Genomic DNA, 25,227 nt, shown 5'->3' with positions numbered 1-25,227 from the left:
AGGATTTCGTACTCGAAAAAGTGTCGGGGAGTGGCGCAGCCTGGTAGCGCATCTGTTTTGGGAACAGAGGGTCGCAGGTTCGAATCCTGTCTCCCCGACCACTTTGAGTTTTAATTCTTCGCTTCAGCGATTTAAGCCAGGGATCAAGCTGTTTCGGACCGGGCTCGGCCCAGTCAGTCGTTCTTGTCCGCCGCCTTGCGAAGCGCTCTCACATTTTCTCCCAAAGTCCGTAGCTCCTGGAGTATTTCCTCGCGTTCGTTGTGCGCTTCTTCGTCCGTTGCTTCGGACATGGCGTTCACGATGACACCGATGAAAAGGTTGAGCACGATGAAGCTGGTGACCAGGATGAATGGCACGAAGAACGCCCAGGCATAGGGATATTCCTCCATCACCGGACGGACAATCCCCATTGACCAGCTTTCCAGCGTCATGATCTGGAACAACGAGTATAGCGAGGCTCCGAAACTGCCGAACCATTCAGGAAAAGCTTCGCCAAACATGCTCGTCGCCATGACCGCGCTGATATAAAACAGCAGTGCCAGCATCACGATCACCGTTCCGATGCTGGGGATCGCGCTGAACAGCCCCACGATGACCCTGCGCATGCTTGGCACGACCGAGACGAGCCGGAGCGCCCGCAATATGCGCAGTGCGCGCAAGACGGAGAATTGCTGCCCGGCGGGTACCAGCGCGACGCCGACGATGAGGAAATCGAAAACATTCCATCCGTTGCGAAAGAACCGCAGGCGATAGGCAAACAACTTGATCGCGATCTCGATTACGAAGATCGCGATGGCGGCGCGGTCGAGCGCGTGGATGATACTGCCAAACCGCGCCATGATTTCGGGCGAGGTTTCGAGGCCCAAACCGATGGCGTTGACCACGATTACCGCGGTGATCACCTGTTCGAACCGCCGGCTTTCGACAAGCAACTGGCAGCGTTGGCGCAGCGTCGAAGGTCTAGGGAGAGTGCTCATATCGGGCGGTATATAGACGTTGGTGATCGGGGGAACAGGTATCGCCGCAATCTTCCAAAGTAATGCCGAATGCAGGTGATCGACTTTCGGCGTCCTGGAGCCCTCCGCCTCGGCCGCCCCTGGACCCGAAGTCAGCCCCCACACGCGATGCCAGCGGCGCCACACCGGTCACCGTCAGTTGCTCCAGTTGAGATCAGCTTAAAGGATCTGGTGCAACAGCGCTTCGAGCTGTGCGCGGCTGTAGGGCTTTTCCAGAACTATCGCTGCCGAGAGGTCGCAATCGAAGTGGTCGGGCGCGTATCCCGTGGCGAAGGCGTAAGGCACGTTCAGCGAGGCAAGCTTTGCGGCGACTGAATAACTCCGTTCGCCGTTCAAATTGATGTCCAATATCGCAGCGTCCGGGGTTTCGCTCTCGATCAAGGCCAGGGCGCGGTCAAGCGAATGCGCTGGGCCAACCACATGACAGCCAAGATCGAGCAGCATGTCTTCCGCCGCCATTGCAACAATCGGCTCGTCTTCGACGATCAGGATGCGTTTTCCGCGTAGATCGGTCATTCTTCCCTTGGCCCGAATGGCGCATCGACCGAGCAGACCACGCCCGAGGGTTTGAACTCGATCTTCACTTCACCGTCAAGCTCGGCGGCCAAGCCGCGTTCGATCATGCGGGTTCCAAAACCGCGCCGTGCGGGTAGTTCGACCGCAGGCCCTCCATTCTCGGTCCAGAGAAATCCGAGGCGGGGTTCGCCGCCCTTGTCCGACACCTGCCAACTGATCGTTACGGTGCCGGTGTCGTTGGAGAGCGCGCCGTATTTCGCTGCATTCGTCGCAAGTTCATGCAGGGCCAGAGCCAGCGTAATGGCCGTCTTGGGCGAGATTTCCAGTTGCGGTCCGTCCATCAAAATTCGTCCGGTACCTTCACTGAACGGCTCCAGAGATGCCGAGACCACCTCGCGGATTGACACATCCGCCCAGTTCCCCCGCGTCAACAGCGTGTGCGTGGCCGCGAGTGCCCCCAACCGCTGCTCGAACGCCTGACGCGCGGCTGGCGTCGCGGCATCACCTTTCAGGGTTTGCATCGCGATCCCCTGGACGATCGCCAGCATGTTCTTCACGCGGTGATTGAGTTCGTCGATCAGCAGACGCTGATGGTCTTCCGCGCGCTTTCGCTCGGTGACGTCATAACCTTCGACAAATATCCCGGAAACATCTCCGCGCGCGTCGGTGACGGGCTGGTAGACGAAATCGAGGAAACGTTCGCCCGAAGTCCCACCCGGTCCTTGCGTCAAGGTGATCGGCATTCCGCGCGCGTTGAACGGCTCACCAGTCTCGTACACTGCGTCCAGCGCGTCGAAGAAGCCCTGGTCCTCGACCTCGGGCAGTACGCTCCGGACGGGTTTTCCCAGATATTCCCGCCGACCGATAAGATCGACATAGGCTGCATTCGCCAGTTCGAACACATGCTCGGGACCCCGCAGCATTGCCATGAAGCCCGGCGCCTGTTCGAACATCATCATCAGACGGTTGCGCTGGTCGGCAATTTCCTGCTCCGCAGTAACCTTCTTGGTCGTTTCCGTACACGTGCAGAACATCCCGGCGATGTCCCCCGTCTCGCTGTGGACCGGTGAGTAGGAAAAGGTGAAATGCGTCTGCTCGTCATAGCCATGCCGGTTCATGGTGAGCGGCAGGTCTTCCAGCCAGCTGGCCTCACCGGCTAGCGCGCGTTCGATCAGCGGAAGGATCTCTTCCCAGATTTCACCCCAGATTTCCTTGAACGGCCGGCCCATGGCCTGCGGATGTTTTGCGCCGAGGATTGGGGAATACGCATCGTTGTAGATGAAAGTAAGGTCTTCGCCCCAAGCGACGAACATGGGGAATTTCGAATTGAGCATCAGCCGCACCACGGCGAGCAACGAGTGCGGCCATTGTTCGATAGGACCGAGAGGGGTCGCGGACCAATCCAGGGACTGAACGACAGGTCCGACCTCGCTGTCGGGCGGGAATGGCATCTCGCCCGTGTGGGCGTCAGCGCCGGAATCTTGCATTCGGCTGTGGTCCTAACTTGCAGGGAAACATCAACATTCGCGGCCAGTGTAATAGATCAATTCGCGATGGGATAGATGTTGGCGAACAATACGGTGGGTTTCAATCCTCCGTAAAGCAGAGAATGACCCGAGGGTCCCGCCGCTCATGGATCTTGCCTGCAATTCCGGCGGCAACTTCGATTGGTAACGGGAACAACAAGCCTGTTAAGAAGTAATTCCAACAGGTTTGCGCACTAAAGCGCGGTACCTTCTCAACCCCGAACACGGCGCAAAAAGGAGAAACCTGTTGGCGAACACCGGTCCTGCCGTGCCAATAAAATCGGTCTGCGATATCCTCGACGAACTGCGCGATCTGGCCGGTACCGAGGACCGGGTCACCATCGGCGACGTGCTGGATGCGATCGGCGATCGCTCGTACGGACCCGCCCTGATGCTTCCCGCGCTGATCGAGATCAGCCCCATCGGCGGCATTCCCGGCGTCCCCACCTTCCTGGCGCTCATCATCGCCATCACGGCTGTTCAATTGCTGATCGGCAAGGAACATTTGTGGATGCCGCAATTCATCCAGCGGCGCTCGGTATCCGCTAAGAAGCTGCGCGCCGCAGCGGACAAGTCCAACGGCCTCGCGCACCGCCTCGACAAATGGTTTCACGGACGGCTCCCGGCGTTCGTTACCGGTGTGTGGCAGCGTATCGCCGCAGGTACCGTGATCCTTCTCTGCCTGCTGGTCCCGCCGCTCGAATTCATTCCTTTCGCGAGCACGGTACCGATGCTGGTGATCATGGGGATCGGCCTGGCCATCCTGGTACGGGACGGCCTGCTCATGTTGATCGCGATCAGTGCAGGAGCGGTGACCGTAGTCGCCGGCCTCGGGATAGCCGGATCCACCGACCTATTCGGCTCACAGGCAGAATAATCCAGCGCCTGGACCGGATTACTGCGGTCCGAGCATATCTTCGGGGCGAACTATGCGGTCGTAATCTTCCCCGCTGACCCAGCCGCTGGCGGTAGCAGCCTCGCGGAGGGATGTGCCGCCTTCGTGCGCATCCTTGGCGATCCTCGCGGCCTTGTCGTAGCCGATAGTCGGCGCGAGCGCAGTGACCAGCATCAGCGAATTTTCGACGCCCCGGGCGATGTTGTCCCGGCGCGGTTCAAGCCCCTCCAGCAGATTTCGGGTAAAGCTGTCGCAGCCATCGGATAGCAGCCGAACCGACTGGAGCAGGTTGTAAGCCACCACCGGCCGGTAGACGTTCAGTTCGAACTGCCCCTGGCTGCCCGCAAACATGATCGCGGCGTTGTTACCGAACACCTGCGCGCATATTTGCGTCAGGGCCTCGACCTGGGTCGGGTTGACCTTGCCGGGCATGATCGAACTTCCCGGCTCGTTCGCAGGCAGCGAAAGCTCCCCCAGACCGGAGCGGGGGCCTGACCCGAGTAGCCGTATATCGCTGGCTATCTTGTTGAGACCGACGGCAAGCGAGGCGAGCGATCCATGCGCAAATACCAACGCATCCTGCGCCGCCAGCGCCTCGAATTTGTTCGGCGCGGTGACGAACGGCAACCCGGTCACCCGCGCGATTTCTTCGGCCATGAAACTGCCGAAATCGGCATGGGTATTCAGCCCGGTCCCTACCGCCGTGCCGCCCTGTGCAAGTTCCAGCAGGCCCGGCAGGCTCCAGCGGATACGCGCGATGCCCGCTTCCAACTGGCGTGCGTAACCCGAAACCTCCTGCCCCAACGTCAAGGGTGTCGCGTCCTGCGCATGGGTGCGCCCGATCTTGACGATGTCCTTCCAGTCCCGCGCCTTGGCCGCCAAAGCAGCGTGCATCGTTTCCAGCGTAGGCAGCAATTTGTCCGAGATCATCCGGACCGCTGCGATGTGTATCGCGGTCGGGATGGTGTCGTTTGACGATTGCCCCATGTTGACATGGTCGTTGGGGTGCACCGGAGATTTCGCGCCCAATTCTCCGCCAAGCGCCAGGTTCGCCGCGTTCGCGATCACTTCGTTGGCGTTCATGTTGGACTGGGTGCCGGACCCGGTCTGCCACACCACCAGCGGAAATTCAGCGTCGAGTTCACCGGACGCGACCCGGTCCGCTGCCGTTCCGATCGCGTCGGCGAGTTTGCGATCCAGCAAACCGAGACGAAGATTTGTCACCGCCGCGGCATGTTTGATCAGGCCAAGCGCATGGACGATCTCGCTCGGCATACGCTCGGTTCCGATGCGGAAATTCTCAATCGACCGCTGGGTTTGCGCACCCCACAGCCGGTCCTTGGGGACGCGAATTTCGCCCAGCGAGTCGGTTTCGATCCTGTAGTCAGTCATGGTTCCGGTCATAGCCCTCTCAACGGCTGCAAAAAGGATTAGTTTCGTCCGACCTCCGCGGTCAGCGCTCCTAGAACCAAGCTTTGATTCCGATCAGGAAGGCCGCCCCGTCGGGATCCTCGCCGTCCATTCGCGCGAAATCTGCCGTTTGGCCGGTTTTGGCTTCGTATTCGATGCCCACATAAGGCGCGATCTGGCGGGTAATTTCATACCGCAGTCTTAGGCCTATTTCGGTCTTGGACAGCCCAGCTCCAATTTCCTGCTCCGGTATATCCTGCGCGGAAAGTTCCATTTCGGCCCGCGGCTGGAGGATCAGGCGCTGGGTGATCTTCTGGTCGTATTCCGCTTCGATCCGCGCGGTCAGATCACCCCGTTCGGACAGGAACAGCGCCGCATCGACTTCGAACATATAGGGCACGAGGCCCTGCACGCCGAGCACGCCATAGGCCGTGCCGTACGGCTCGAAATCATACCGCGCGCCGGCCTGAAGATCGAAGAACGGGCCGATCGCGTGGCTCCACAGCGCCTGCACTTCGGCGGATTCCACGGGGCCCGAAAAGTTGCCCTCGCCTTCGGTCTTGAGCCACAGCTTGTCGAGGTCACCGCCGTACCAGCCCTGCGCATCCCAAAGGTATATCTGGTCACCACGGGTAAAGCGGGCCTCCAGCCGGTCGATGATGACTACGCTGGTGACCATGCCACCGTTCTCGGACTTCAACGCCGCGCGGGAAGCGGCCATTTCGTCCGCTCCCCAGATTGCATCCGCCGCATGGCGCGGTCCCTCAATGGCCTGCGGCGGCGGCTCTGCCTCGCCGGACTGCGGAGCAACGTTTTCGTGATGCTGGTGCTGGGCCATAACCGGCGCAGCAGCCAGCATGGCTGGAAGTATCGATATCAGTGGATACTTCATCACGCATCCCCGCCGAGCGGGCGAACGGTGACGACCTGGAACATGCCGGAATGCATGTGATACAGCAGGTGGCAGTGAAAGGCCCAGTCGCCCGGTTCGTCCGCGGTAAGATCGAAGGTGGCGGTGCTGCCCGGCTGGACGATCACGGTGTGCTTGCGCGGCTGCTCGCCGTGTCCCGCCCCGTTCACCAGCTCGAAGAAATGGCCGTGCAGATGGATGGGATGCGCCATCATCGTGTCGTTCACCAGCTTGACGCGCACCCGTTCGTTATACGCGAAGCGGATCGGATCATCGGCCACGGCGGAAAATTTCTTCCCGTCGAACGACCACATGTAGCGCTCCATGTTGCCGGTCAGGTGTATCTGCATTTGCCGGGTAGGGGATTTTACGCCGTGATCGGCCTTCCTTGCTCGCAGGTCGGTATAGCGCAGCGTGCGGTGATCGACCTTATCGAGGCCGAGTCCCGGATAATCCATCCGGTCGACCGGCATTGGCGCGATCATGTCGACCCCGGCGCCGACTTCCACATCAGGCGGCAGATTGGAGGGGTCGCGCATCGAATGGTTCATGCCGCCGCCGGAGTGATCCATTCCAGGCATCGGCTTGGCTGCCGGCGCCGGCGGCATGGCATGTCCCATCGCCGCATGGTCGACGGCGCCGGGCGTGCTGGCAGTGTGGTCCATGCCTGCCATATCGGCCATCCCCATGTCGGCCATGGTTAGCGTCACCGGCTCGCGCAGGGCAGGGAATTGTGCCCTTGCCCCGGCCTCGGAAGTTAGCGTTGCCGCGCCCATGCCCGACCGATCCATTGCTTCGGCGACCAGCGCATGCGCACCGGCCGGCGGGGTCACGATCACATCGTAGGTTTCGGCCGTGCCGATCTGCAGTTCATCCACCTCGACATCGTGCACGTCCTGTCCATCTGCCTGGATGACCGTCATCGGCACCCCCGGGATGCGAACATTGAAGAAGGTCATCGCACTGCCGTTGATGATCCGCAGCCGCACCCGTTCGCCCGGCGTGAAAAGATATTCGAGGTTGTCCGCCGGGCCGTGACCGTTGACCAGATAGGTGTAGGTCGCCCCGGTGACATCGCTGATATCGCGCGGGTTCATCCGCATGCCGCCCCACATGCGCCGCATCGCGCCAGGCATATCGCCGTGGGTCGCCGTCTGCATCTGGTAATTGAAGTAGCCCTCGGACACCTTGAGCTTGCGCATGATAGAATGCGGGTGAAGAGACGAAAATTCGCTCAGCAGCACCACATAGTCGCGGCCATAACGTGGGTCCGGCTCCGCCGCGTCGATCACCAGCGGACCGTAGTGGCCCATCTGTTCCTGCAGGCCCGAATGGCTATGCCACCAGTAGGTGCCGTTCTGCCGGATCGGAAATTCATACAGGAACGTCTTGCCCGGCCTGATCCCAGGAAAACTGACGCCAGGCACGCCGTCGAACTGGAATGGCAGCAACAGGCCGTGCCAGTGGATCGAGCTGTCCTCATCGAGGGTGTTGGTGACGTGAAGCCGCACATTCTGGCCTTCACGCAGCCGTACCAGCGGGCCGGGGACGGTGCCATTGACCGTTACCGCGTGACCGCTGCGCCCGCCGGTGGTGAAATGCGAATTTCCGATCGACAGGCGGATATCCTCGCCCGAAAGGGTGCCGAAGCCCCTGCCGGCGTGCGTCAGGCTTTTGCCCTTCGCCCATGCAGGCATCGGAAACTGCGCCGCTCCGATCAATGCGGCGCTGCCGGTCAGGAACTTGCGGCGCGGGATCAGGGGAAGATTTGAACCACGGGTTGCACTTTTCATGGAAAGACTCATAATACCCCCTTGGGGTATTGCAAGACTAAGGAACGCCGTTGCCGACTGCAGATTCAAAAACCAAGACCAACCGCCTTCGCCGGATCGAAGGGCAGGTGCGCGGCGTCGCCCAGATGATCGACGATGGTCGCTATTGCATCGACGTCCTGACCCAGATCCAGGCGATCAAGTCGGCGCTGGCAAAGGTGGAAAGCGAGGTCCTGAAGGACCATGCCGCCAGCTGCGTCGCCGCCGCAATTGCATCCGGCGACGAAGCGGAACAGCGCACCAAGTTCAACGAATTGATTGAATTGCTGGAACGCCAGCGCCGCTAACGCTTATTCGGCAGCCCCGGCTGTGCCCAGGATCGGTCCAGCTTCGTTGGCAAGCACCTGGACTACCGCGGTCCACACCGCGACATTCTGGCGCAATTGCACCGGATCGACCTTGTCGAGCGTATCGTCGGGCGTGTGGTGCAGGTCGAAATAGCGCGTCCCATCCTGCTGCAAATCGATGATCGCGCCCTTCTGGTCACGGGAGATGTCGATGTCCGCGCCGCCGGTTGCCACCTGGGCCGATGGCGCCACCCCGAACCGCGCAACTGCCGCTGCGAGTTTGGCTGCAAGCGCGGGATTGCTTTGTCCGAAGTTGGTCTGGATCTGCCAGATCCGGTCCGCCCCGAAATCGCTTTCGAGCCCGATCCCGATTGGCTCATCGCGATGGGCCGCGCTATAGGCCTTGCTGCCCCACAGCCCGGTTTCCTCCGCCCCGGCAAACAGGACCCGGATCGTGCGCAGCGGCTGCCCCGCTGCCGAAGCATGCCGCGCTGCCGCAGCCACGATGCCGCAGCCTGCCCCGTCATCGAAAGCACCCGTGCCGTTCCACCAGCTGTCGAGGTGGCACGCAAGCAGGACCGGCGGCAGCGATGGATCGCGGCCGACGATTTCGCCCACCACGTTGCCGCTGGTCGTGGTACCCAGATCGCGCGGAGTAAGCACCAGTTTCATGGTGATCGGCCGACCATCGGCGCGCTCGAACATCCGTTCCAGATTGGCCGCATCGGGCAGCGAAAGCGCGCCCGCCGGGATCATATCATCGACAACCTTCGTGCCGCCGGCGTGCGGGTTGCGGTGGTAATCGGTTCCGACCGACTTGATGACCGTAGCAATTGCGCCCTTCTCTGCCGCGATGCTGGCACCGACCCAGCGTGCGGGTCCGGCAAAGCCGTATTGTGAACCGTCCTGGGTCGGGGTCATCGAATGGCTGATATAGGCGATCTTGCCGTTCAGGCTGCCAGCGGGTGCGGCCTGCAATTCCGCCACGGTGCGGAACATCGCCACTTCTGCGGTAATGCCCATGCCGCCCGTCGAGGCGCTCCCGCCGAGGGGAGCAATGACGAATGGCTGCGGAAACGGACTTAAAATATGAGCGCTCGGGTTTTCGCCCGGGACCCAGGTTTCCATCTCGAACGGTTCATCGGCGACATTGGCAAAACCGTTCGCCTTCAGCCATGCCACCGCCCAGTCGCGCCCGCGCTTTTCAGCTTCCGTACCGGCCTGCCGGGGACCGACTTCGGTGGTAATACCCTCGACGAAATCCCACGCAAGGGTGTCTTTTTCAAGCGCAATGTCGGCGTGATCGGACGACTGCGCCATTACGGCTGGAGCGGAAACGGAGAGCGAAAGTGCGGCCAGCGCAGAGATGGTTTTGTGCATGGCGCTTCCGGTATCGCGGCCCGCATCCCAAGTCCAGCTTGCCCCGCGCGGCATCACACCCTATTTGGCCCCCAACTCCGCAAAATCATCAGCCGACACGATCCGAAGGACCTCCGATGGCCGCCCAGTACGCATTCGTCATGAAGAACATGACCAAGACTTTCCCCGGCGCGAAAAAGCCGGTGCTGGAGAATATCAATCTCCAGTTCTACCAAGGCGCGAAGATCGGGATCGTCGGCCCCAACGGCGCCGGTAAGTCCACCCTGATCAAGATCATGGCCGGTCTCGACACCGATTTCACCGGTGAGGCATGGCCAGGCGAGAACATCACTGTCGGCTATCTCGAGCAGGAACCGCAGCTCGACGAAAGCAAGACCGTGCTTGAAAACGTCAAGGACGGCGCGCGCGAAACCGCCGATCTGGTCGAGCGTTTCAACGCGATTTCGGCGGAGATGGCCGAGCCCGATGCCGATTTCGACAAGCTCGGCGACGAGATGGCCGAACTTCAGACCAGGATCGATGCGGTGGACGGGTGGACGCTCGACAACCAGCTCGAGATCGCGATGGAAGCTCTGCGCTGCCCGCCATCGGACGCGCCGGTGAACAATTTGTCCGGCGGTGAAAAGCGCCGCGTGGCGCTGACCCGGCTGCTGATCCAGAAGCCCGGCATCCTGCTGCTCGACGAACCGACCAACCACCTTGATGCCGAAAGCGTTGAATGGCTGGAAAACCATCTCAAGGAATATGCCGGCGCGGTGCTGATGATCACCCATGACCGCTACTTCCTCGACAACGTCGTCGAATGGATTCTCGAGCTCGATCGCGGGTCCTATTACCCCTACGAGGGCAATTACTCGACGTATCTCGAGAAGAAGGCCAAGCGAATGGCGCAGGAAGACCGCGAGGATTCCGGCCGGCAGAAGGCGTTGTCCGAAGAACTGGAATGGATCCGCCAGACCCCCAAGGGACGGCAGACCAAATCGAAGGCCCGGCTGCGCAAGTTCGAGGAACTGCAGGACGCACAGGGTGATCGCAAGCCCGGCAAGGCGCAGATCGTCATTCAGGTTCCCGAACGGCTTGGCAGCAAGGTTATCGAGGCGAAGAACCTGACCAAGGCGTATGGCGACAAGCTGCTGTTCGAAGACCTGTCCTTCATGCTGCCCCCGGGCGGTATCGTCGGCATTATCGGGCCGAACGGCGCGGGTAAATCGACCCTGTTCCGGATCATCACCGGCCAGGAACAACCCGACAGCGGCGAGATCGCTATCGGGGAGACCGTCCATCTCGGATATGTCGACCAGAGCCGTGACGATCTCGACCCGAAGAAGAACGTCTGGGAAGAAGTCTCCGACGGGCTTGATTACATGAAGGTCAACGGCCACGACATGAGCACGCGGGCCTATGTCGGCGCGTTCAACTTCAAGGGTGCCGACCAGCAGAAAATCGTCGGCAAGCTGTCCGGCGGTGAGCGCAACCGCGTCCACATGGCCAAGATGCTGAAAGACGGCGGCAACGTGTTGCTGCTCGACGAACCGACCAACGATCTCGACGTGGAAACCCTTCGCGCTCTGGAAGACGCGGTGGAAAATTTCGCCGGCTGTGCGGTGGTAATCTCGCATGACCGCTTCTTCCTCGATCGGCTCGCGACACACATCCTGGCGTTCGAAGGCGATAGCCATGTGGAATGGTTCGAAGGCAATTTCGAAGCCTACGAAGAAGACAAGCGGCGCAGGCTGGGTGACGCGGCGGACCGCCCGACCCGGCTGGCTTACAAGAAGCTGACTCGATAACGGGAAGCCGGCCCAATCAGGGCCGGCTCCATTCGTAATTCATAAAGCATTTTCCCCTATCCCGGTCACTGCAAGCAAGGGATGCAGCGCAGTGATCGAAATCGAAATTCAGAACGAGACCCATCAGTCTCATGAGCGAATCAAGATGGCGGTCATGCCCCGGATCGGCGAAGGCCTGAGACTGCAGGAGCCGGATGGCTTCTGGGCGTCCTACGACATCCTCGACCTGTGGTACCAGAAGGCCGATTACGGCGACATCTGGGTGCCCTATCTCCACGTCCGGATGACTCCCGCCGAAGATGAAATCGCTCCGCAGGAGGAATTCCAGCAGGAACGCCGGTCCATGAACGGGGGAGTGCTACCATTCGCAATCTCATAAAACGGATCGACGCTCCGGCAGCCGCCAACCAGGACCGGTCGCCTGATGAAGTCACGGCACGCGCCGTGGAGGAAGTTCCGGCAAAGGCTGCCCAGCCTGCGGCAGCACCCGCCCGACCCATGGCCACCGGGCGCCGCGTTCCTCGTCCTGATGACACGTCTTCACGCGCGTCACCTGTGGCTGCGGCCAAGGCACCCTATTGCCTGCTGGTCGACGATTCGCGGATGATCCGCAAAGTCGCACGGCGGATCGTTTCCGACATCGGCTATCATGTGGACGAAGCGGAAAATGGCCAGGAAGCGCTCAAGAAGTGCAAGATCGCCATGCCCGACCTGATCATTCTCGATTGGGACATGCCGGTCATGACCGGACTGGAATTTCTCGCCGCCCTGAGGGAGGAGCCCACGGTGAAGCGGCCCAAGGTGGTGTTCTGCACCGCCAAATCGGACACGTTCGATATCCACAAGGGCATCGATCACGGCGCCGATGAATATGTCACCAAGCCGTTCGACGAAGCGAGCCTGATGGCCAAGCTGACGAAGATCGGCGCGGCCTGAAACCAGCGTTCAGGGTACCAGCCAGCGGCTCTCGACATTTCCATCCGAAAATTCGAACCGCGCACGGCGGTGGCCCGCATTGGCCAGATACAGCCAGTCAATCGCATGGATCCGGACCGTGAACACGGCAAAGTTTTTCCGTGCAGGGGCAAGCTGGGCCTCGGACGGGACAATCCCCTCGACCCAATCGGGCAAGCCGGACCTGGCTTCTTCGGTAGACGCACCCGGTGGCAGTTCGGATAGATAGCAGCGCCTCGCGAACGGAGTGCTGTCGGTCCATGCGGCATCCGCTTCCGTGCCATCCTGGTCGACCACGGCGATGCCCCGCGTCCGTATCTGCACCTTCGCTTCGGGGTTGTAGAACAGGACGGAAATAGCCGGGCCCTCGCGGATCGCCGACACTTTGGCACTGCGCGCATCGGTGTGGAACCGCATTGACATCGCATCGCGGTCGAAACCGCGCAGTACCATCACCCGCAGGTCACCGTCCGAGGTTCCCACCGCCGGCGTGTGCATCGGGGAACGGCGGTTTACGGCACCATCGTGCAGGTGATCGCGAATTTCCTTCAGGATCGGTTCAAGCTGGTCTGGCATAAGCGCTTAAGATACGCACGGCCCCGGCAAGTCAATGAGCGATTCAATGATGTTCGCGTTCATATAAACGCCTACGAAGCTGAACGGGAGGATTCGTCATTGTTCAGTTTGATGTCAGCTAAGATGAACTAAAACCTCTCTTGTAATGCCGCCAATGCTCGCAGGCCGCGGTCCGAAACAGGAGAATCGACATGACATTGAAGCGCCTCATGATGACCAGTGGTCTGTCGGCTCTCGCCGCCGCGCTGGCTCTGACCTCGCTGCCGAGCGCGGCTGCGGCCCAAGGCCGGGAACGCGCCGAGCAACGCGAAAATCGCGGCTCGGCAGCGCGTCAGAACCGGGCGGCCCGCAGCGAAGTTCGCCGCGAGGCCCGCAACGAAGTGCAGCGCGAAGCGCGCGCCCAAAGCAGGCGTCAGGCGGAGCCTGCACAGCAGCAGCAGAGGACCGTGAACCGCGAAGTCAGCCGGACGGTTGAACGTGATCGCCGCGGTGATCGCGGGAACCGCCCGACAGTCGCCAACGGCCAGGTTAACAACCGCGGCGGCGAAGCTATCCGGCGCCAGCGCGAACAAGCCGCCGTGGTGGGCGCAGAGCGTGCCCGCCAGGTGGAGCGCAACCAGAGCCGTGACCTGCGGACTTCCAACGACCGCAACCGCAGCTACGCCGACCGCAATCGCAACGGCAGCTACGCCGGCCGTGACCGCGATAACTCCCGCAATGATCGCGGGGACTATCGGAACGATCGCCGGGATTACCGCGGGGATCGCCGGGATTACCGTGATGATCGCCGCGATTACCGGAACGACCGGAGAGATTACCGTGATGATCGGCGCGACTATCGGAATGACCGCCGCGATTACCGCAACTGGGATCGCAACAGCTGGCGCAAGAACCAGCGGTACAACTGGCACAATTACCGTGCCAGCAACCGGAACATCTACCGTCTCGGCACCTATTATGCGCCGTACCGGAACTATCGCTACAGCCGGTTGAACATCGGCATCCAGCTCGGTTCGGTATTTTTCGGCAGCCGCTATTGGATCAACGATCCGTGGCAGTACCGCTTGCCGGAGGTGTACGGTCCGTACCGCTGGGTCCGCTATTATGACGACGTCCTGCTGGTGAATACCTACACCGGCGAAGTGGTCGACGTGATCTACGACTTCTTCTGGTAAACATTTACCAGGAACAAAGCCCCCCGCTGGCACTGCCGGCGGGGGGCTTTTCTATGTCCGCCTGATCAGCCCTTGACCTTGCCGAACGGCAGCATCTTGAACAGGGTTCCGTCCTTGTCCCAGAACGTGTGCTTGAGCGCGCCGAGGATATGCAGGGCGATCAGATAGATCAGGATTTCCCCGCCAGTCTTGTGAAATCCGATGATGGTCTTGCCCATTTCGGATGAACTTCCCACCGGCAATGCGGGAGCGGTGAACAGCCCCCAGATATCGACGCCTCGGTCGAAATACGACCCGGCGAGCCAGCCGCCCAGCGGCAGGCCGATCAACAGGACATAAAAAAGGATGTGGGTGGTCCTCGCGAGCACCCTTTGCCACTGCGGGACGGCGGTGGATATCGGCGGGATCGGGTGCGTCAGCCGCCACGCCAGCCGCCCGAGTGTCAGCGCCAGGATCGTGATGCCGAGCGCCTTGTGGTGGCCCATCCAATACGCCTCATCGACCTTTGAAGCGTGCTCTGCAGCTTCGACGAGCCGCCAGTTGGTGATCACCGCGGCGGCGATGACCCAATGGAAAATCATCGCTCCGGTCGAGTATTTGCTGCGTGCAGTTACGGTCATCGCAAGGCCTTTCCCTGTAGATGCCTGCAAGTGCTAGCAACATAATGCCGAACGGCAAGCATCGCCTTGCGGAGAGCGGGCGGGATGCTAGAAACCATTGCCATGACAAAAACCGATATCACTCCGGACAAGGACGCGCTCAAGCGGGTGGGTGATATCGTCCGCAAACGGCTGGGGGCCGACCCCAAAGCCTACCGGATTCCAACCGAACAAGCGGAAATGTTCGCTATCGGAAAATTCCTGAGCAGCGCGGAATGCACCCGGCTGATGCGGATGATCGATGTCGTCGCGCAGCCCAGCAAACTGTTCGACCAGGATTATTCCAACGGCGTTCGTACGTCATATTCGGGCAATTTCGACGGCCGCGATCCGTTCGTGCAAGGCATCTCTCGCCGGATCGATGACCTGCTCGGTATGAAGCCCGAATGGGGTGAGACCATACAAGGGCAGCGATATCTACCCGGCCAGGAATTCAAGCCGCACAACGACTGGTTCTATACCGACCAAGATTACTGGAAGCAGGAACGCAAGCGCGGCGGGCAACGCAGCTGGACCGCGATGGCGTTCCTAAATCCGGTCGACAAAGGCGGCGAGACTCACTTCACCGAGATCGGCATCAACATTGCGCCGCAGCCGGGCGTGCTGCTGGTGTGGAACAACGCCCTGCCCGATGGCCGGCCCAACCCCGACACCATGCACGCCGGCACGCCGGTGATCGAGGGCATCAAATATGTGATCACCAAGTGGTACCGCACCCGGCAATGGAAATAGCCGGACCGGCGGAGGTCAGGCCTTGGCCAGCGCTTCGGCGATCAGCTTGCGGGTGTTATCAATTCCGTAAAGCACGATGAAACTGCCCATCCGCGGCCCTTGGGATGACCCGAGCAGGGTTTCGTACAGCGCCCGGAACCAGTCGCGCAGGTTCTCGAACCCGTACGCCTCGTCCTTGCCGATCTCGTAAACCCGGGTCTGGAGGTCTTCCGCGGAAATACCGTCCGACAATTCGGCAAGCTCCGCATCGAGCGCCGCCAGCGCCGCGGCCTCCGTATTGGACGGCGCGCGTTTCGCCAACGTAGGCGCCACGAAATCGCGGTTGTAGGCCAAGGCACTTGTGACCAGCACGTCCAGCTCGGGATGTGCAGCCGGATCGGCGTTCGCGACATAATTGCCGAGGTAGGACCAGACCTGTTCGCGCGTCGCGTCCGCGCCCAGAACCCCGACCAGGTTGAGCAGCAGGCCGTAGGTTACCGGCAAACTGTCACCCGCACCGGGAGCCGACGCCCCTTCCCCGCCGCCATTGGCGCGGGCCAGGTGCCAGACGGGATTGCCCATCTGCTTGTCCAGCGGCTGTTCCGCCAGCCGTTCGCGGAACTGCCAATATTCATCGACCGCACGCGGGACAACGCCGACATGCAGCTGCTTGGCGCTCTTCGGGTTCGGGAAAATATAAAAGCCGAGCGATTCCTCGCTGCCGTAGCGCAGCCATTCCTCGATCGTCAGGCCGTTGCCCTTCGACTTGGAGATTTTCTCGCCATTCTCGTCGAGGAACAATTCATAGATCAGGCCCTCCGGCTTGCGTCCGCCGAGCACAGCTGCGATCTTGCCCGACTGGACGCCGCTGTCGGTCAGATCCTTGCCGTACATTTCGTAATCGACACCCAGCGCGACCCAGCGCATGGCCCAATCGACTTTCCATTGCAGCTTGGCCTGCCCGCCCAAGGCGGTCTGTTCGACCATTTCTCCGGTGACATCCTCGAACCGGATCGTGCCCGCATCGGCATCGACGATTTCCACCGGCACCTGGAGCACCGCGCCGCTGGTCGGCGAGACCGGCAAAATCGGTGAATAGGTGGCCGCACGTTCCGCCCGCAAGGTCGGCAGCATGATGTCGAGGATCGCCGCGTTGCGCCGCAGGACGCTTTTCAACGCTTCATCGAATTCGCCGGAATTGTAGCTGTCTGACGACGACACGAATTCATATTCGAACCCGAACTGGTCGAGAAATTCGCGCAGCTTCGCGTTGTTGTGCGCGGCAAAGCTGTCGAATTCGCCGAAGGGGTCGGGAATCCGGCTGAGCGGCTTGCCCAGATGCTCCGTCAGCATCGCCGGGTTGGGCACGTTGTCCGGTACCTTGCGCAACCCGTCCATATCGTCACTGAAGGCGATTAGCCGCGTCGGCGCGCCGCCGGTGAGGGTTTCATACGCGCGGCGAACCAGCGTAGTGCGCAGCACTTCCTGGAACGTGCCGATATGCGGGAGGCCGGAAGGCCCATAGCCAGTTTCGAACACCATCGGCGCACCGTCCGGCTTCCCGTCGGGATAGCGTTTGACCAGCCGCATCGCCTCCTGAAAAGGCCACGCCTTGGATTCGCGTGCAGTGTTGATCACTTCGGTGCTGTCGACGGGTTGGTTCATGGTGCTGGGCTTTTGCCCATGGGCCGCCGTTTCGCAAGCGCGAAGATCACATCCCGGCGGCAACGATCCGGTTACGGCCTTCGCGTTTGGCGCGGTAAAGTGCTTCGTCCGCTTCCCTCAGCAACTGCCCCGGATCCATCCCCGGCCGCACGAGGGTGAGCCCGCCGGATATCGTGACCTGCCCGATCAGCGCGCCCGTCGCGCGGTTTCGCAGTTCACGGCACGCCAGCGCCTCGCGCGCTTCGTCGAACAATTGGAAGGCCGCGGGCAAGGTCCGGTCCATGAACAGGATCGCGAATTCCTCGCCGCCGTGCCGCGCAACGAAGCACTGGTCCCCGGTCACGCGGGAAAGGTTCTGCGCCACCGCGCGGATGACCCGGTCGCCCGTTTCATGACCATGGGTATCGTTGACCAGCTTGAAATGGTCGATATCGCAAAAGCCGACACACAAGGGCTGACCGCTCGCCGCCGAGCGAGCTATCTCGCTGACAAAGTGGAGATCGAACGCCCGGCGGTTGGACAGACCTGTCAAATGATCCTGATCCGCTGACCGACGGGTACGATCCAGTTCGCGCCGCAATTCCTTCGACTGACGCTCGCTACGCGCCATCTGCTGTTCGATGGCCTTGGTGTGGTCGATGATCGTGCGCACCAGTTTGACGATTTCCTGCGGTGCCCCGGTGTCCGTTCCCTGTGCCGCCAGCGCTGAGCCGTGTTTGGCCAAGACACTGCTGTAGTCTCTCGATGCGGTTCGGGCGGCATGGGTGGAGTGGCTGAATTCCTCGATGTTCCGTTCCAGTTGGTTCATCACTTCGGTAAGCAATCCGATCCCCGTCTGCCGCGAATTTTCTGCCCTCGCTTCCCGCAGCCAATCGCTGGTAATCCGCCCGCCCGCGTGAACCCGTTGCTCGATTTCGCGCGCCAGCCGCGGGTCCGCGCCAGTAACGCAGTCATGCGCGGCTGTCAGAGTGAAGGCGTCTATTTCCAACGCGTGCTCCGCTTGGAAAGTGGCAATGTCGCCCAGCAGCCGGGGGATATTTGTTGCCCGCCAATATTCTCTCGGGCGCCGGAACAGGCCAAACAGGGAATTGCTTGCGGGTTTAAGGTCGGGGTCGTGCATGGTCATGACCATTCGAACGACAGGGATTTCTAAACTTTAAGAAGAACGGACAAATTAACCATCGATCGCCCGCAGATGCCTGCCTCCGGACGATATTCAACTTGATCGCCGTTCCGCTTGTGTTCTAACGCTGGCCAGTGCCGCAGCCCCTCCCCCTACCCGCACTCCATGCCAGCCACGCCGGGACTTGGCTGCGGGACGCAAATGGCAACACCCGCGGCGTGTCCAAGGGCGAAGCGATCATGGCGGCAGCCGATACGCCATTGCTGATGCTGAATGCTCCGCTGGTTGCAAGCCGGCTCGGCTACCCTGACTTGTCCGGCCTCGACCTGCTGGAACTGTTCGCCTTCATCCACCCCGCGCGGTTTGTCGTACCCACCCCCAAGGGAATTGCCCACGCGCTTGCGCTGGAAGAACCCCGAAGCGACGACGAGATCCCGGCGCTGTTGCAACTTGCCGCCGGGGCATTGCTGGATACATGCGAGCGCGAGGACTGGGCTGAACGTGACGGTGCCTGGTCATCCCTGCAATCGCTGGCGCGGATGCGGTGGCCGTGGGCGCAGATTTGCAGCCCGCACATCAGGCGTCCCGAAGTTGCGGAAAAATGGCTATTCGCCAAACTGCCCGAATGGGACGAAGCGCCCGAACGTCCGCAACCGGGCCAGATCACCCTGTCCGAAGACGCGATCGAAGCGCAGCTCGAACATCTGACCGGAAACTCTGCCGAACGCCGCGACGGTCAGCGGATGTACGCCCGCGAAGTTGGCAAGATTTTCGCCCCGAGGGCGCAGCGCAGCTTGCCGCATCTTCTGTTGGCGCAAGCCGGCACCGGCATCGGCAAGACGCTGGGTTACCTCGCCCCCGCATCCCTGTGGGCGAGCGCGGCGCAAGGCACGGTGTGGGTGTCGACCTTCACCAAGAACCTGCAGCGCCAACTGCGGTCCGAAAGCCGCCGGGGATGGCCCGAACAGCGGGCAGACGGCACCCAGCCCGTCGTGGTGCGCAAAGGACGTGAGAACTATCTGTGCCTGCTCAATCTGGAGGACGCGCTGCAAGGCGGTTTTGCCGGCCGCGCTGCGATCCTTGCGCAGCTGGTGGCGCGGTGGGCCGGATATTCGCGCGACGGTGACCTGATCGGCGGCGATCTGCCCGGCTGGCTGGGGACGCTGTTCGCGCGGCGCGGGATTGCCGCGCTCACCGACCAGCGCGGGGAATGTGTCTACGCCGGATGCCCGCATTACCGCAAATGCTTCATCGAGCGGTCCGCACGGGCCAGCGCGCAGGCCGACCTGGTAATCGCCAACCACGCGTTGGTGATGATCAACGCCGCGAGAGGCCGCGACCATGCCCAGCGCCCGACGCGGATTATATTCGATGAAGGGCATCACGTGTTCGACGCCGCCGATTCGACCTTTGCGGCGGAATTGTCCGGACAGGAAGCTATCGAACTGCGCCGCTGGATCATCGGGCCGGAACGAACCGCCCGGGGCCGCAGGCGCGGGCTTGCGGCGCGGCTGGCGGATGTCGCCAGCTACGACGAGGCGGGCGGCAAAGCGGTGGAGGATGCGATCCGCGCCGCGCAGGCACTGCCGTCCGACGGGTGGCTGCAGCGCCTGAACGATGGCGAACCCTATGGCCCGATGGAGACGCTGTTCGCCGCCGTGCGCGCGGCGACCTATGCGCGCGACGAGAGCGGCGGTCAGGAAGGCGGCTACGGCATTGAAACCGAAGCGGCGGGGCTGGACGGCAATTTCGTACAGCTTGCGGGACAGGCCCAGGCCGCGCTGGCGGCAATCCGGCATCCCCTGGTGACCTTGGGCGGAAGGCTCGAAGCGGTGGTGGAGAACGCGCCCGACTGGCTCGACGCGCAAGGCCGGGCGCGATTGGAAGGGGCGCGCCATTCGCTTGGCTGGCGGGTCGACCTGCTCGGTGCATGGGAAGCGCTGCTCGACCGGCTGGGCGGCCCGGCAGACCCGGAATTCGTCGACTGGCTGGCGGTCGAAAGATCCGAAGCGCGCGAATTCGACGTTGCCATCCATCGCCGCTGGCTCGACCCGATGAAGCCGTTTGCGCGCACCGTGCTCGAACCGGCACACGGGGTCATGCTGACATCCGCGACCCTGCGCGACGGAGAGGAATGGGAAGCGGCGATTGCCCGGTCCGGCGCGCCGCATATCGATATCCAGCCGCACCTAGCGAGCGCAGCCAGCCCGTTCGACTATGCCAACCAGGCCGAAGTGCTGATCGTGACCGACATCAAGCGCGGCGATATCCCGGCGCTGGCCGGCGCCTATGCCCGGCTGATAGAGGCTGCGGGCGGCGGTGTGCTCGGGCTGTTCACCGCGATCCGCCGGATGCGCGCGGTCCATGGCCGGATCGCCGACCGCCTCGCACGCGGCGGATTGCCGCTGTATGCCCAGCACGTCGATCCGATCGACACCGGTACGCTCGTGGATATCTTTCGCGACGATCCCCGCGCGACGCTGCTCGGCACCGACGCGCTGCGGGACGGGGTGGATGTCCCCGGGGACAGCCTGCGCTGCGTGGTGATGGAACAAGTGCCATGGCCGCGCCCGACGATCCTCCACCGCGCCCGCCGCGCCGCGAATGGCGGGAGCGCCTATGATGACCGGCTGATCCGGGCCAAGCTGGCGCAGGCGTTCGGACGGCTGATCCGCAGCAAGGACGACCGCGGCCACTTCGTGGTCCTGTCGTCCGCGTTTCCCAGCCGGCTGCTCGGTGCCTTCCCGCCCGGCACGCCTGTCACACGCCTGACACTGGACGAGGCTTTACAACGGGTCGGCAACAGTGTTTGCCAGACACCGGCTCCCCAGAATGATCGTCAGCCCGATCCGCACCAAACCGAATGAAGGCAGAAAATCCGGACATGAAAACCCTCGGTCTCCTGCGCCATGCCAAATCCGATTGGGATGATCTGGCAAAGCGCGATTTCGACCGTGGGTTGAATGACCGGGGCCGCAAGGGCGCGTCGCTGATCGGCGCGCATATCGCGCGGCACGGAACCACCTTTGATGTGCTGCTGGCCAGCCCGGCAGAGCGGGTCCGCCAGACCTTGACCGCAGCCCTGCCGGACATGGAACCGCAATTCGACCAGAGGCTGTATCTGGCGGGGACCGACACGCTGTTCGAAGTGATTCGCGAAAAGGGCGGTGACGCCGACGCGGTGCTGGTCGCAGGCCATAATCCGGGCCTGCAGGAACTGCTGTTTGCGCTGGTCCCGCCATCCGGCGAAGACGCGCTGTTCGACGACGCCGCGCATAAATATCCCACGGCGGCCTTTGCCGTGTTCCAGCTCGACATAGACGACTGGGCGGACTTGGCAGAAGATTGCGGAAAGCTGCTGCATTTCAAGCGCCCGCGCGATCTCGATCCCGCTCTCGGTCCCGAATCCTGAACTGACTTTACCTGCGTCCCGACAGGACAAAGCGGGGTCCCGGACCGGACTTTGCCGCGACATCCTGATCGTTGTAAAGCCGGCATCGCGACAAGCTGAGGCAACCGCAACCGATACACCCATCGAGCTTGTCGCGGGTGCGGGTGAGCTGCGCGATCTTGTGGTCGAGCTGCTTGCGGATTGACGCGCTGATCGCCCGCCAATCCTTCGCCGTCGGTGTCCTTCCTTGGGGAAGTTTTGCCAACTCGTCCTCGATCTCCGACAACGCCAGACCCAATTGCTGGGCGATGAGGATGAAACTCAGGCGCCGGATATCCGAACGCAGGAATCGGCGCTGGTTGCCGCCTGTACGCATCGGCTGGACCAGCCCGCGCCCTTCGTAAAAGCGGATCGCCGAAACCGATAGGCCGGTACGCCGCGCGAGATCCCCGATTGGCAGGAAATCGTCCTTGCTAAGTGTTCGCGCCATGGCTTGGCTGGCTCCTGATTTTATTCCTTGACCTAAACTTAGCTTGAGGTTGCACGATAGGCAAACGCAACGATTCGCTCACCCGGAAGATCATCGAACTCTGGGCAGGCGGACGTCGCTTTGAAACCGGAATATGGAGTATTTGCAATGAGCGTAGCCAAGCTAGAACATGTCAATCTGACCGTCACCGACCCCGCGCGCCTCGCCGCGTTGCTGACCGATCTGTGCGGCTGGCACATCCGCTGGCAGGGCCCCGCGATGAACAATGGCCATACAATCCACATCGGCAGCGACACCGGATATCTCGCGCTGTATTCAAGCGACCGCGCTTCCGGCAGCTATGCGAAGGGCCAACCGCTCAACCATGTCGGTTTGCAGGTCGACGATCTGGACGCTGCGGAGCAAACCGTGATCCAGGCGGGCCTCGAACCGTTCAGTCACTCGGCCTACGATCCCGGCCCGAACAGCTTCTACTTCTTCGACTGGGACGGAATCGAATTCGAGGTGGTGAGTTACGCCTGATCCGTCACAACAGGCTGCCCTGCGCAGCTGTCGGACTGCCCGCGAACCACGGTTGGCTCGTCCTGTCGATCGACAGCTCCCCCGACCATGGACGGCACAGGCCGAGCGCGGCCTCGGTCTCACCCGCCAGCCAAGCGGCATGATCGTCCTGATGGAGTACCACCGGCATCCGGCTGTGAACCTCCGCAGCCGGACCGGGCGCGTCCGTCATCACCATCGAATAGACGTCGCCCCATTCCGCACTGGTCCGCCAAACACCCGCCGCGGCGAACAATTCCGCCCCGGGCACCGACAACCACGTTCGGGTCATCGCGCCCTTGGGGCCCTGCGCTTCCGCCCAGCCGGTGAGCGGTATGAGGCAGCGCCGCGCCGCGAAACTCGGCCTCCAGAACCCGCTGTTCAACTTGTCCGTCCGCGCGTTGTTGACCGGCCTAGGTTTCAACAGTTGGCCCTTCGCCCCGCGCATCTGCAGCGGAAAACCCCAAATCATCTGGCGCAAGATACCGCTTTCGGCCACCAATCCGGGATAGCCGGGGTAAATCTCCGCCGCCAGGTTCGCTCCTGCCGCATTGCTGCGGACGCCAAACATCTGGGCGACCTCGTCCACAGTCTTCGTCATGCGGTAAAGATTGCACATCAGGCGTTTCCAACCACGAAACACGCTGCCGCCATCAGCAGTCCGGCAAACCGGTTGGAACGGAACCGCGCGAGGGGATTCTCCGGTGCCCCCGGGTCCAGGGTGACCACTTGCCAGGCGAGGTGGGCCGCAACCGGCACCAAGGTGAGCAGGGCCAGCAGATCCGGCCGGAGCAGCCAGAAGCCGAGCGCCCACAAAGCCATCGCAGCGCCGTAAAATAGAGTCACCCCCAGCTTGACCCGGTCGCCCAGCCGAAGGGCGCTCGAGCGGATGCCGACCAGTGCGTCGTCCTCGCGGTCCTGCAGCGCGTAGATCGTATCGTAACCGATAACCCACATGACGCTCCCGGCGTAGATCGCGGCGAGCGCATCCCAATTGTCGCTCCGCAATGCGGTCCAGCCAACCAGCAGCCCCCACGTGAACACCATTCCCAGCCACGCCTGCGGCCACCACGTGATCCGCTTCATGAAGGGATAAGCTGCGACCAGCGCGAGGCTGCCAAGCGCGACCAGCTGGGCCTGCCAGCGCAATTGCAGCAACACCGCCAGCCCGACGAGGCTGAGCGCGGCGAGCCACACCCACGCTGTCCGCCGTGAAATCCGACCGCTCGCGACCGGGCGTGCCGCGGTCCGGGCAACCTTCCGGTCCAGATCCGCATCGACAATGTCGTTATAGACGCAGCCCGCACCGCGCATCGCAATGCTGCCGAGCAGCAACCAGCCCACCAGCACCAGTTGCCAGCCCGTGCCTGACAGCCAGACACCCCATACGCAGGGCCAGAACAGCAGCCACCACCCGATCGGCCGGTCGAACCGCGCCAGCTGGGCGAGGTCGCGCGGCACTTGCGGCAGCTGCGCGATCAGGCCGCGGTGCTGGGTGTCGGGGACGATTCCTTCGTTCATGCTTGCGTCCTACCGAGCGGCGCGCGTAGTGGGAAGCCATGCCCGCGGCCCCAAACCCGAAAACCCCGGAATGGCCCCCACGCAGCGCCCCGCGACTGTTCGTCCCCGGTCCGCTCGAAGCAGGCGCGAGTATCGCCCTGTCCGGCAATCAGGCCCACTACTTGTCACGAGTGATGCGGGCGAAAGACGGCGACATCGTGATCCTGTGCGACGATATCACCGGCGAATGGGCAGCCTCGGTCATGTCGGCGGCGAAGCGCGAAATTGTGCTGCAGGTAACGCAGCACCTGCGCCCGCGCGAAGACGTGGCCGACTTCTGGCTCTGCCCCGCCCTGCTCAAGAAAGACCGGTTCGACCTGGTGCTGGAGAAAGCGACCGAACTTGGCGCAGCGAAAATCCAGCCGGTGATCATGCGGCGCTGCGTAGCGGACAAGCTCAATCTCGACCGGGCCCGGGTGATCGTGACCGAGGCCGCCGAACAATGCGCCCGCACCGCGCTACCCGAAATTGCCGAACCGGTAAGGCTCGAGGCGATGCTGGCCCAGTGGCCGGCAAACCGTACGCTGTTCTTCGCCGACGAGGACGGGGGAGAGCCGGCCGCTGCAGCTTTTTCCGCTGCGGGCGTTCCGGCCGCCCTGCTGATCGGGCCCGAGGGCGGGTTCGACCCGCTGGAAAGAGAGCTTCTTCGCGGCAGCGCGCAAGTGAAACCGATTACCCTTGGCCCGCGAATACTCCGTGGCGAAACCGCCGCCATCGCGGCGACAGCGTTATGGATGGGGGCAGCCGGTGACTGGTAAAGTGGGAGCGATGATGAAACGAATTAATATTGCTGGCGCCTGCCTATCCAGTTGCCTAACGAA

The 25,227-nt window shown here is 62.3% G+C and carries 25 protein-coding genes and 1 tRNA gene; 12 read left to right on the top strand and 14 right to left on the bottom strand.

Annotated elements, in window-relative coordinates; translation table 11 throughout:
- Window positions 1-24: 24 nt before the first annotated feature.
- A tRNA-Pro gene (locus GRI65_RS13675) sits at window positions 25-101 on the top strand.
- A 72-nt stretch (window positions 102-173) separates the two neighbouring features.
- On the opposite strand, the gene GRI65_RS13670 is transcribed toward GRI65_RS13675, so the two are convergent.
- The 3 genes from GRI65_RS13670 to GRI65_RS13660 all read right to left on the bottom strand — a co-directional run bounded on the left by GRI65_RS13670 (window position 174) and on the right by GRI65_RS13660 (window position 3,019).
- Window positions 174-977, bottom strand: coding sequence for an ion transporter (locus tag GRI65_RS13670; protein WP_160757090.1), 804 nt, complete (start codon window positions 975-977; stop codon window positions 174-176).
- Window positions 978-1,175: 198 nt separating this feature from the next.
- Complete coding sequence (locus GRI65_RS13665; protein ID WP_160757089.1) at window positions 1,176-1,532, bottom strand: response regulator; 357 nt, start codon at window positions 1,530-1,532, stop codon at window positions 1,176-1,178.
- Window positions 1,529-3,019, bottom strand: coding sequence for a sensor histidine kinase (locus GRI65_RS13660; protein WP_160757088.1), 1,491 nt, complete (start codon window positions 3,017-3,019; stop codon window positions 1,529-1,531). Before GRI65_RS13660 ends, GRI65_RS13665 begins: the two co-directional genes overlap by 4 nt.
- Before the next feature lie 286 nt (window positions 3,020-3,305).
- On the opposite strand from GRI65_RS13660, the gene GRI65_RS13655 reads away from it, so the two are divergent.
- Complete coding sequence (locus GRI65_RS13655) at window positions 3,306-3,935, top strand: exopolysaccharide biosynthesis protein (protein ID WP_202391322.1); 630 nt, start codon at window positions 3,306-3,308, stop codon at window positions 3,933-3,935.
- 18 nt (window positions 3,936-3,953) lie between these two features.
- Here the strand turns inward: GRI65_RS13655 and fumC are convergent, their stop codons facing one another.
- From fumC to GRI65_RS13640, 3 genes are all read right to left on the bottom strand, one after another.
- Window positions 3,954-5,345: a class II fumarate hydratase gene (gene fumC / locus GRI65_RS13650; protein WP_160757087.1), complete on the bottom strand. Its 1,392-nt coding sequence runs from the start codon at window positions 5,343-5,345 to the stop codon at window positions 3,954-3,956.
- Window positions 5,346-5,415: 70 nt separating this feature from the next.
- Entirely contained in the window at window positions 5,416-6,255 is an 840-nt protein-coding gene (locus GRI65_RS13645) for a copper resistance protein B (protein WP_160757086.1), read from the bottom strand.
- Entirely contained in the window at window positions 6,255-8,066 is a 1,812-nt protein-coding gene (locus tag GRI65_RS13640; RefSeq protein WP_232844147.1) for a copper resistance system multicopper oxidase, read from the bottom strand. The genes GRI65_RS13645 and GRI65_RS13640 overlap by 1 nt, the downstream gene beginning before the upstream one ends.
- Window positions 8,067-8,116: 50 nt before the next feature.
- Here GRI65_RS13640 and GRI65_RS13635 point away from each other — a divergent pair, with 50 nt between their 5' ends.
- A complete protein-coding gene (locus GRI65_RS13635) occupies window positions 8,117-8,392 on the top strand; it encodes a metal-sensitive transcriptional regulator (RefSeq protein WP_160757084.1) in 276 nt (91 codons plus the stop codon).
- A 3-nt stretch (window positions 8,393-8,395) separates the two neighbouring features.
- On the opposite strand, the gene GRI65_RS13630 is transcribed toward GRI65_RS13635, so the two are convergent.
- Window positions 8,396-9,772: a M20/M25/M40 family metallo-hydrolase gene (locus GRI65_RS13630; protein ID WP_160757164.1), complete on the bottom strand. Its 1,377-nt coding sequence runs from the start codon at window positions 9,770-9,772 to the stop codon at window positions 8,396-8,398.
- A gap of 116 nt (window positions 9,773-9,888) precedes the next feature.
- Between GRI65_RS13630 and ettA the strand changes: the two genes are divergently transcribed.
- The 3 genes from ettA (at window position 9,889) to GRI65_RS13615 (ending at window position 12,498) form a co-directional block, all read left to right on the top strand.
- Window positions 9,889-11,562, top strand: coding sequence for an energy-dependent translational throttle protein EttA (ettA, locus tag GRI65_RS13625; RefSeq protein WP_160757083.1), 1,674 nt, complete (start codon window positions 9,889-9,891; stop codon window positions 11,560-11,562).
- A 91-nt stretch (window positions 11,563-11,653) separates the two neighbouring features.
- Complete coding sequence (locus GRI65_RS13620) at window positions 11,654-11,941, top strand: hypothetical protein (RefSeq protein WP_202391346.1); 288 nt, start codon at window positions 11,654-11,656, stop codon at window positions 11,939-11,941.
- 119 nt (window positions 11,942-12,060) lie between these two features.
- Window positions 12,061-12,498 carry a response regulator gene (locus GRI65_RS13615; protein ID WP_160757082.1) on the top strand — a complete coding sequence of 146 codons (438 nt, stop codon included), beginning with the start codon at window positions 12,061-12,063 and terminating at the stop codon, window positions 12,496-12,498.
- A 9-nt stretch (window positions 12,499-12,507) separates the two neighbouring features.
- On the opposite strand, the gene GRI65_RS13610 is transcribed toward GRI65_RS13615, so the two are convergent.
- Window positions 12,508-13,092 carry a PNPOx family protein gene (locus GRI65_RS13610; RefSeq protein WP_202391321.1) on the bottom strand — a complete coding sequence of 195 codons (585 nt, stop codon included), beginning with the start codon at window positions 13,090-13,092 and terminating at the stop codon, window positions 12,508-12,510.
- A gap of 191 nt (window positions 13,093-13,283) precedes the next feature.
- Between GRI65_RS13610 and GRI65_RS13605 the strand changes: the two genes are divergently transcribed.
- Entirely contained in the window at window positions 13,284-14,267 is a 984-nt protein-coding gene (locus GRI65_RS13605) for an RcnB family protein (RefSeq protein ID WP_232844146.1), read from the top strand.
- 65 nt (window positions 14,268-14,332) lie between these two features.
- Here GRI65_RS13605 and GRI65_RS13600 read toward each other — a convergent pair whose 3' ends face one another.
- Window positions 14,333-14,887 (bottom strand): cytochrome b, encoded by a 555-nt coding sequence (locus tag GRI65_RS13600; RefSeq protein ID WP_160757081.1) that lies wholly within the window; start codon window positions 14,885-14,887, stop codon window positions 14,333-14,335.
- A gap of 102 nt (window positions 14,888-14,989) precedes the next feature.
- Between GRI65_RS13600 and GRI65_RS13595 the strand changes: the two genes are divergently transcribed.
- Window positions 14,990-15,658 (top strand): 2OG-Fe(II) oxygenase, encoded by a 669-nt coding sequence (locus GRI65_RS13595; protein WP_160757080.1) that lies wholly within the window; start codon window positions 14,990-14,992, stop codon window positions 15,656-15,658.
- A gap of 15 nt (window positions 15,659-15,673) precedes the next feature.
- Here the strand turns inward: GRI65_RS13595 and GRI65_RS13590 are convergent, their stop codons facing one another.
- Together GRI65_RS13590 and GRI65_RS13585 are read right to left on the bottom strand one after the other, a co-directional pair.
- Window positions 15,674-17,302 carry a lysine--tRNA ligase gene (locus tag GRI65_RS13590; RefSeq protein ID WP_160757079.1) on the bottom strand — a complete coding sequence of 543 codons (1,629 nt, stop codon included), beginning with the start codon at window positions 17,300-17,302 and terminating at the stop codon, window positions 15,674-15,676.
- Window positions 17,303-17,348: 46 nt separating this feature from the next.
- On the bottom strand, window positions 17,349-18,428 hold the full coding sequence (locus GRI65_RS13585) for a GGDEF domain-containing protein (protein WP_160757078.1): 1,080 nt from the start codon (window positions 18,426-18,428) through the stop codon (window positions 17,349-17,351).
- Window positions 18,429-18,559: 131 nt separating this feature from the next.
- On the opposite strand from GRI65_RS13585, the gene GRI65_RS13580 reads away from it, so the two are divergent.
- Window positions 18,560-21,292: an ATP-dependent DNA helicase gene (locus GRI65_RS13580; protein WP_160757077.1), complete on the top strand. Its 2,733-nt coding sequence runs from the start codon at window positions 18,560-18,562 to the stop codon at window positions 21,290-21,292.
- A 17-nt stretch (window positions 21,293-21,309) separates the two neighbouring features.
- Complete coding sequence (locus tag GRI65_RS13575; protein ID WP_160757076.1) at window positions 21,310-21,837, top strand: SixA phosphatase family protein; 528 nt, start codon at window positions 21,310-21,312, stop codon at window positions 21,835-21,837.
- A 7-nt stretch (window positions 21,838-21,844) separates the two neighbouring features.
- Here GRI65_RS13575 and soxR read toward each other — a convergent pair whose 3' ends face one another.
- Entirely contained in the window at window positions 21,845-22,306 is a 462-nt protein-coding gene (soxR, locus tag GRI65_RS13570; RefSeq protein WP_160757075.1) for a redox-sensitive transcriptional activator SoxR, read from the bottom strand.
- A 147-nt stretch (window positions 22,307-22,453) separates the two neighbouring features.
- On the opposite strand from soxR, the gene GRI65_RS13565 reads away from it, so the two are divergent.
- Entirely contained in the window at window positions 22,454-22,828 is a 375-nt protein-coding gene (locus GRI65_RS13565) for a VOC family protein (RefSeq protein ID WP_160757074.1), read from the top strand.
- A 4-nt stretch (window positions 22,829-22,832) separates the two neighbouring features.
- Here the strand turns inward: GRI65_RS13565 and GRI65_RS13560 are convergent, their stop codons facing one another.
- Window positions 22,833-23,465, bottom strand: coding sequence for an SOS response-associated peptidase (locus tag GRI65_RS13560; RefSeq protein ID WP_160757073.1), 633 nt, complete (start codon window positions 23,463-23,465; stop codon window positions 22,833-22,835).
- A complete protein-coding gene (ubiA, locus tag GRI65_RS13555; protein WP_160757072.1) occupies window positions 23,465-24,367 on the bottom strand; it encodes a 4-hydroxybenzoate octaprenyltransferase in 903 nt (300 codons plus the stop codon). The genes GRI65_RS13560 and ubiA overlap by 1 nt, the downstream gene beginning before the upstream one ends.
- Before the next feature lie 38 nt (window positions 24,368-24,405).
- Between ubiA and GRI65_RS13550 the strand changes: the two genes are divergently transcribed.
- A complete protein-coding gene (locus tag GRI65_RS13550) occupies window positions 24,406-25,164 on the top strand; it encodes a 16S rRNA (uracil(1498)-N(3))-methyltransferase (RefSeq protein WP_160757071.1) in 759 nt (252 codons plus the stop codon).
- Window positions 25,165-25,227 lie beyond the last annotated feature (63 nt).

It is taken from the genome of Allopontixanthobacter sediminis, from assembly GCF_009828115.1.
Classification (GTDB): Bacteria; Pseudomonadota; Alphaproteobacteria; order Sphingomonadales; family Sphingomonadaceae; genus Allopontixanthobacter; species Allopontixanthobacter sediminis.
The sequence above is the reverse complement of the archived record's forward strand: the minus strand, read 5'-3'. Positions and strand labels throughout refer to the sequence as shown.

Coding starts and splice junctions, on each gene's coding strand:
- GRI65_RS13670 (WP_160757090.1), bottom strand. CDS start 977: ATGAGCACTCTCCCTAGACCTTCGACGCTGCGCCAACGCTGCCAGTTG.
- GRI65_RS13665 (WP_160757089.1), bottom strand. CDS start 1,532: ATGACCGATCTACGCGGAAAACGCATCCTGATCGTCGAAGACGAGCCG.
- GRI65_RS13660 (WP_160757088.1), bottom strand. CDS start 3,019: ATGCAAGATTCCGGCGCTGACGCCCACACGGGCGAGATGCCATTCCCG.
- fumC (WP_160757087.1), bottom strand. CDS start 5,345: ATGACTGACTACAGGATCGAAACCGACTCGCTGGGCGAAATTCGCGTC.
- GRI65_RS13645 (WP_160757086.1), bottom strand. CDS start 6,255: ATGAAGTATCCACTGATATCGATACTTCCAGCCATGCTGGCTGCTGCG.
- GRI65_RS13640 (WP_232844147.1), bottom strand. CDS start 8,066: ATGAAAAGTGCAACCCGTGGTTCAAATCTTCCCCTGATCCCGCGCCGC.
- GRI65_RS13630 (WP_160757164.1), bottom strand. CDS start 9,772: ATGCACAAAACCATCTCTGCGCTGGCCGCACTTTCGCTCTCCGTTTCC.
- ettA (WP_160757083.1), top strand. CDS start 9,889: ATGGCCGCCCAGTACGCATTCGTCATGAAGAACATGACCAAGACTTTC.
- GRI65_RS13615 (WP_160757082.1), top strand. CDS start 12,061: ATGGCCACCGGGCGCCGCGTTCCTCGTCCTGATGACACGTCTTCACGC.
- GRI65_RS13610 (WP_202391321.1), bottom strand. CDS start 13,092: ATGCCAGACCAGCTTGAACCGATCCTGAAGGAAATTCGCGATCACCTG.
- GRI65_RS13605 (WP_232844146.1), top strand. CDS start 13,284: ATGACATTGAAGCGCCTCATGATGACCAGTGGTCTGTCGGCTCTCGCC.
- GRI65_RS13600 (WP_160757081.1), bottom strand. CDS start 14,887: ATGACCGTAACTGCACGCAGCAAATACTCGACCGGAGCGATGATTTTC.
- GRI65_RS13595 (WP_160757080.1), top strand. CDS start 14,990: ATGACAAAAACCGATATCACTCCGGACAAGGACGCGCTCAAGCGGGTG.
- GRI65_RS13590 (WP_160757079.1), bottom strand. CDS start 17,302: ATGAACCAACCCGTCGACAGCACCGAAGTGATCAACACTGCACGCGAA.
- GRI65_RS13585 (WP_160757078.1), bottom strand. CDS start 18,428: ATGACCATGCACGACCCCGACCTTAAACCCGCAAGCAATTCCCTGTTT.
- GRI65_RS13575 (WP_160757076.1), top strand. CDS start 21,310: ATGAAAACCCTCGGTCTCCTGCGCCATGCCAAATCCGATTGGGATGAT.
- soxR (WP_160757075.1), bottom strand. CDS start 22,306: ATGGCGCGAACACTTAGCAAGGACGATTTCCTGCCAATCGGGGATCTC.
- GRI65_RS13565 (WP_160757074.1), top strand. CDS start 22,454: ATGAGCGTAGCCAAGCTAGAACATGTCAATCTGACCGTCACCGACCCC.
- GRI65_RS13560 (WP_160757073.1), bottom strand. CDS start 23,465: ATGTGCAATCTTTACCGCATGACGAAGACTGTGGACGAGGTCGCCCAG.
- ubiA (WP_160757072.1), bottom strand. CDS start 24,367: ATGAACGAAGGAATCGTCCCCGACACCCAGCACCGCGGCCTGATCGCG.
- GRI65_RS13550 (WP_160757071.1), top strand. CDS start 24,406: ATGCCCGCGGCCCCAAACCCGAAAACCCCGGAATGGCCCCCACGCAGC.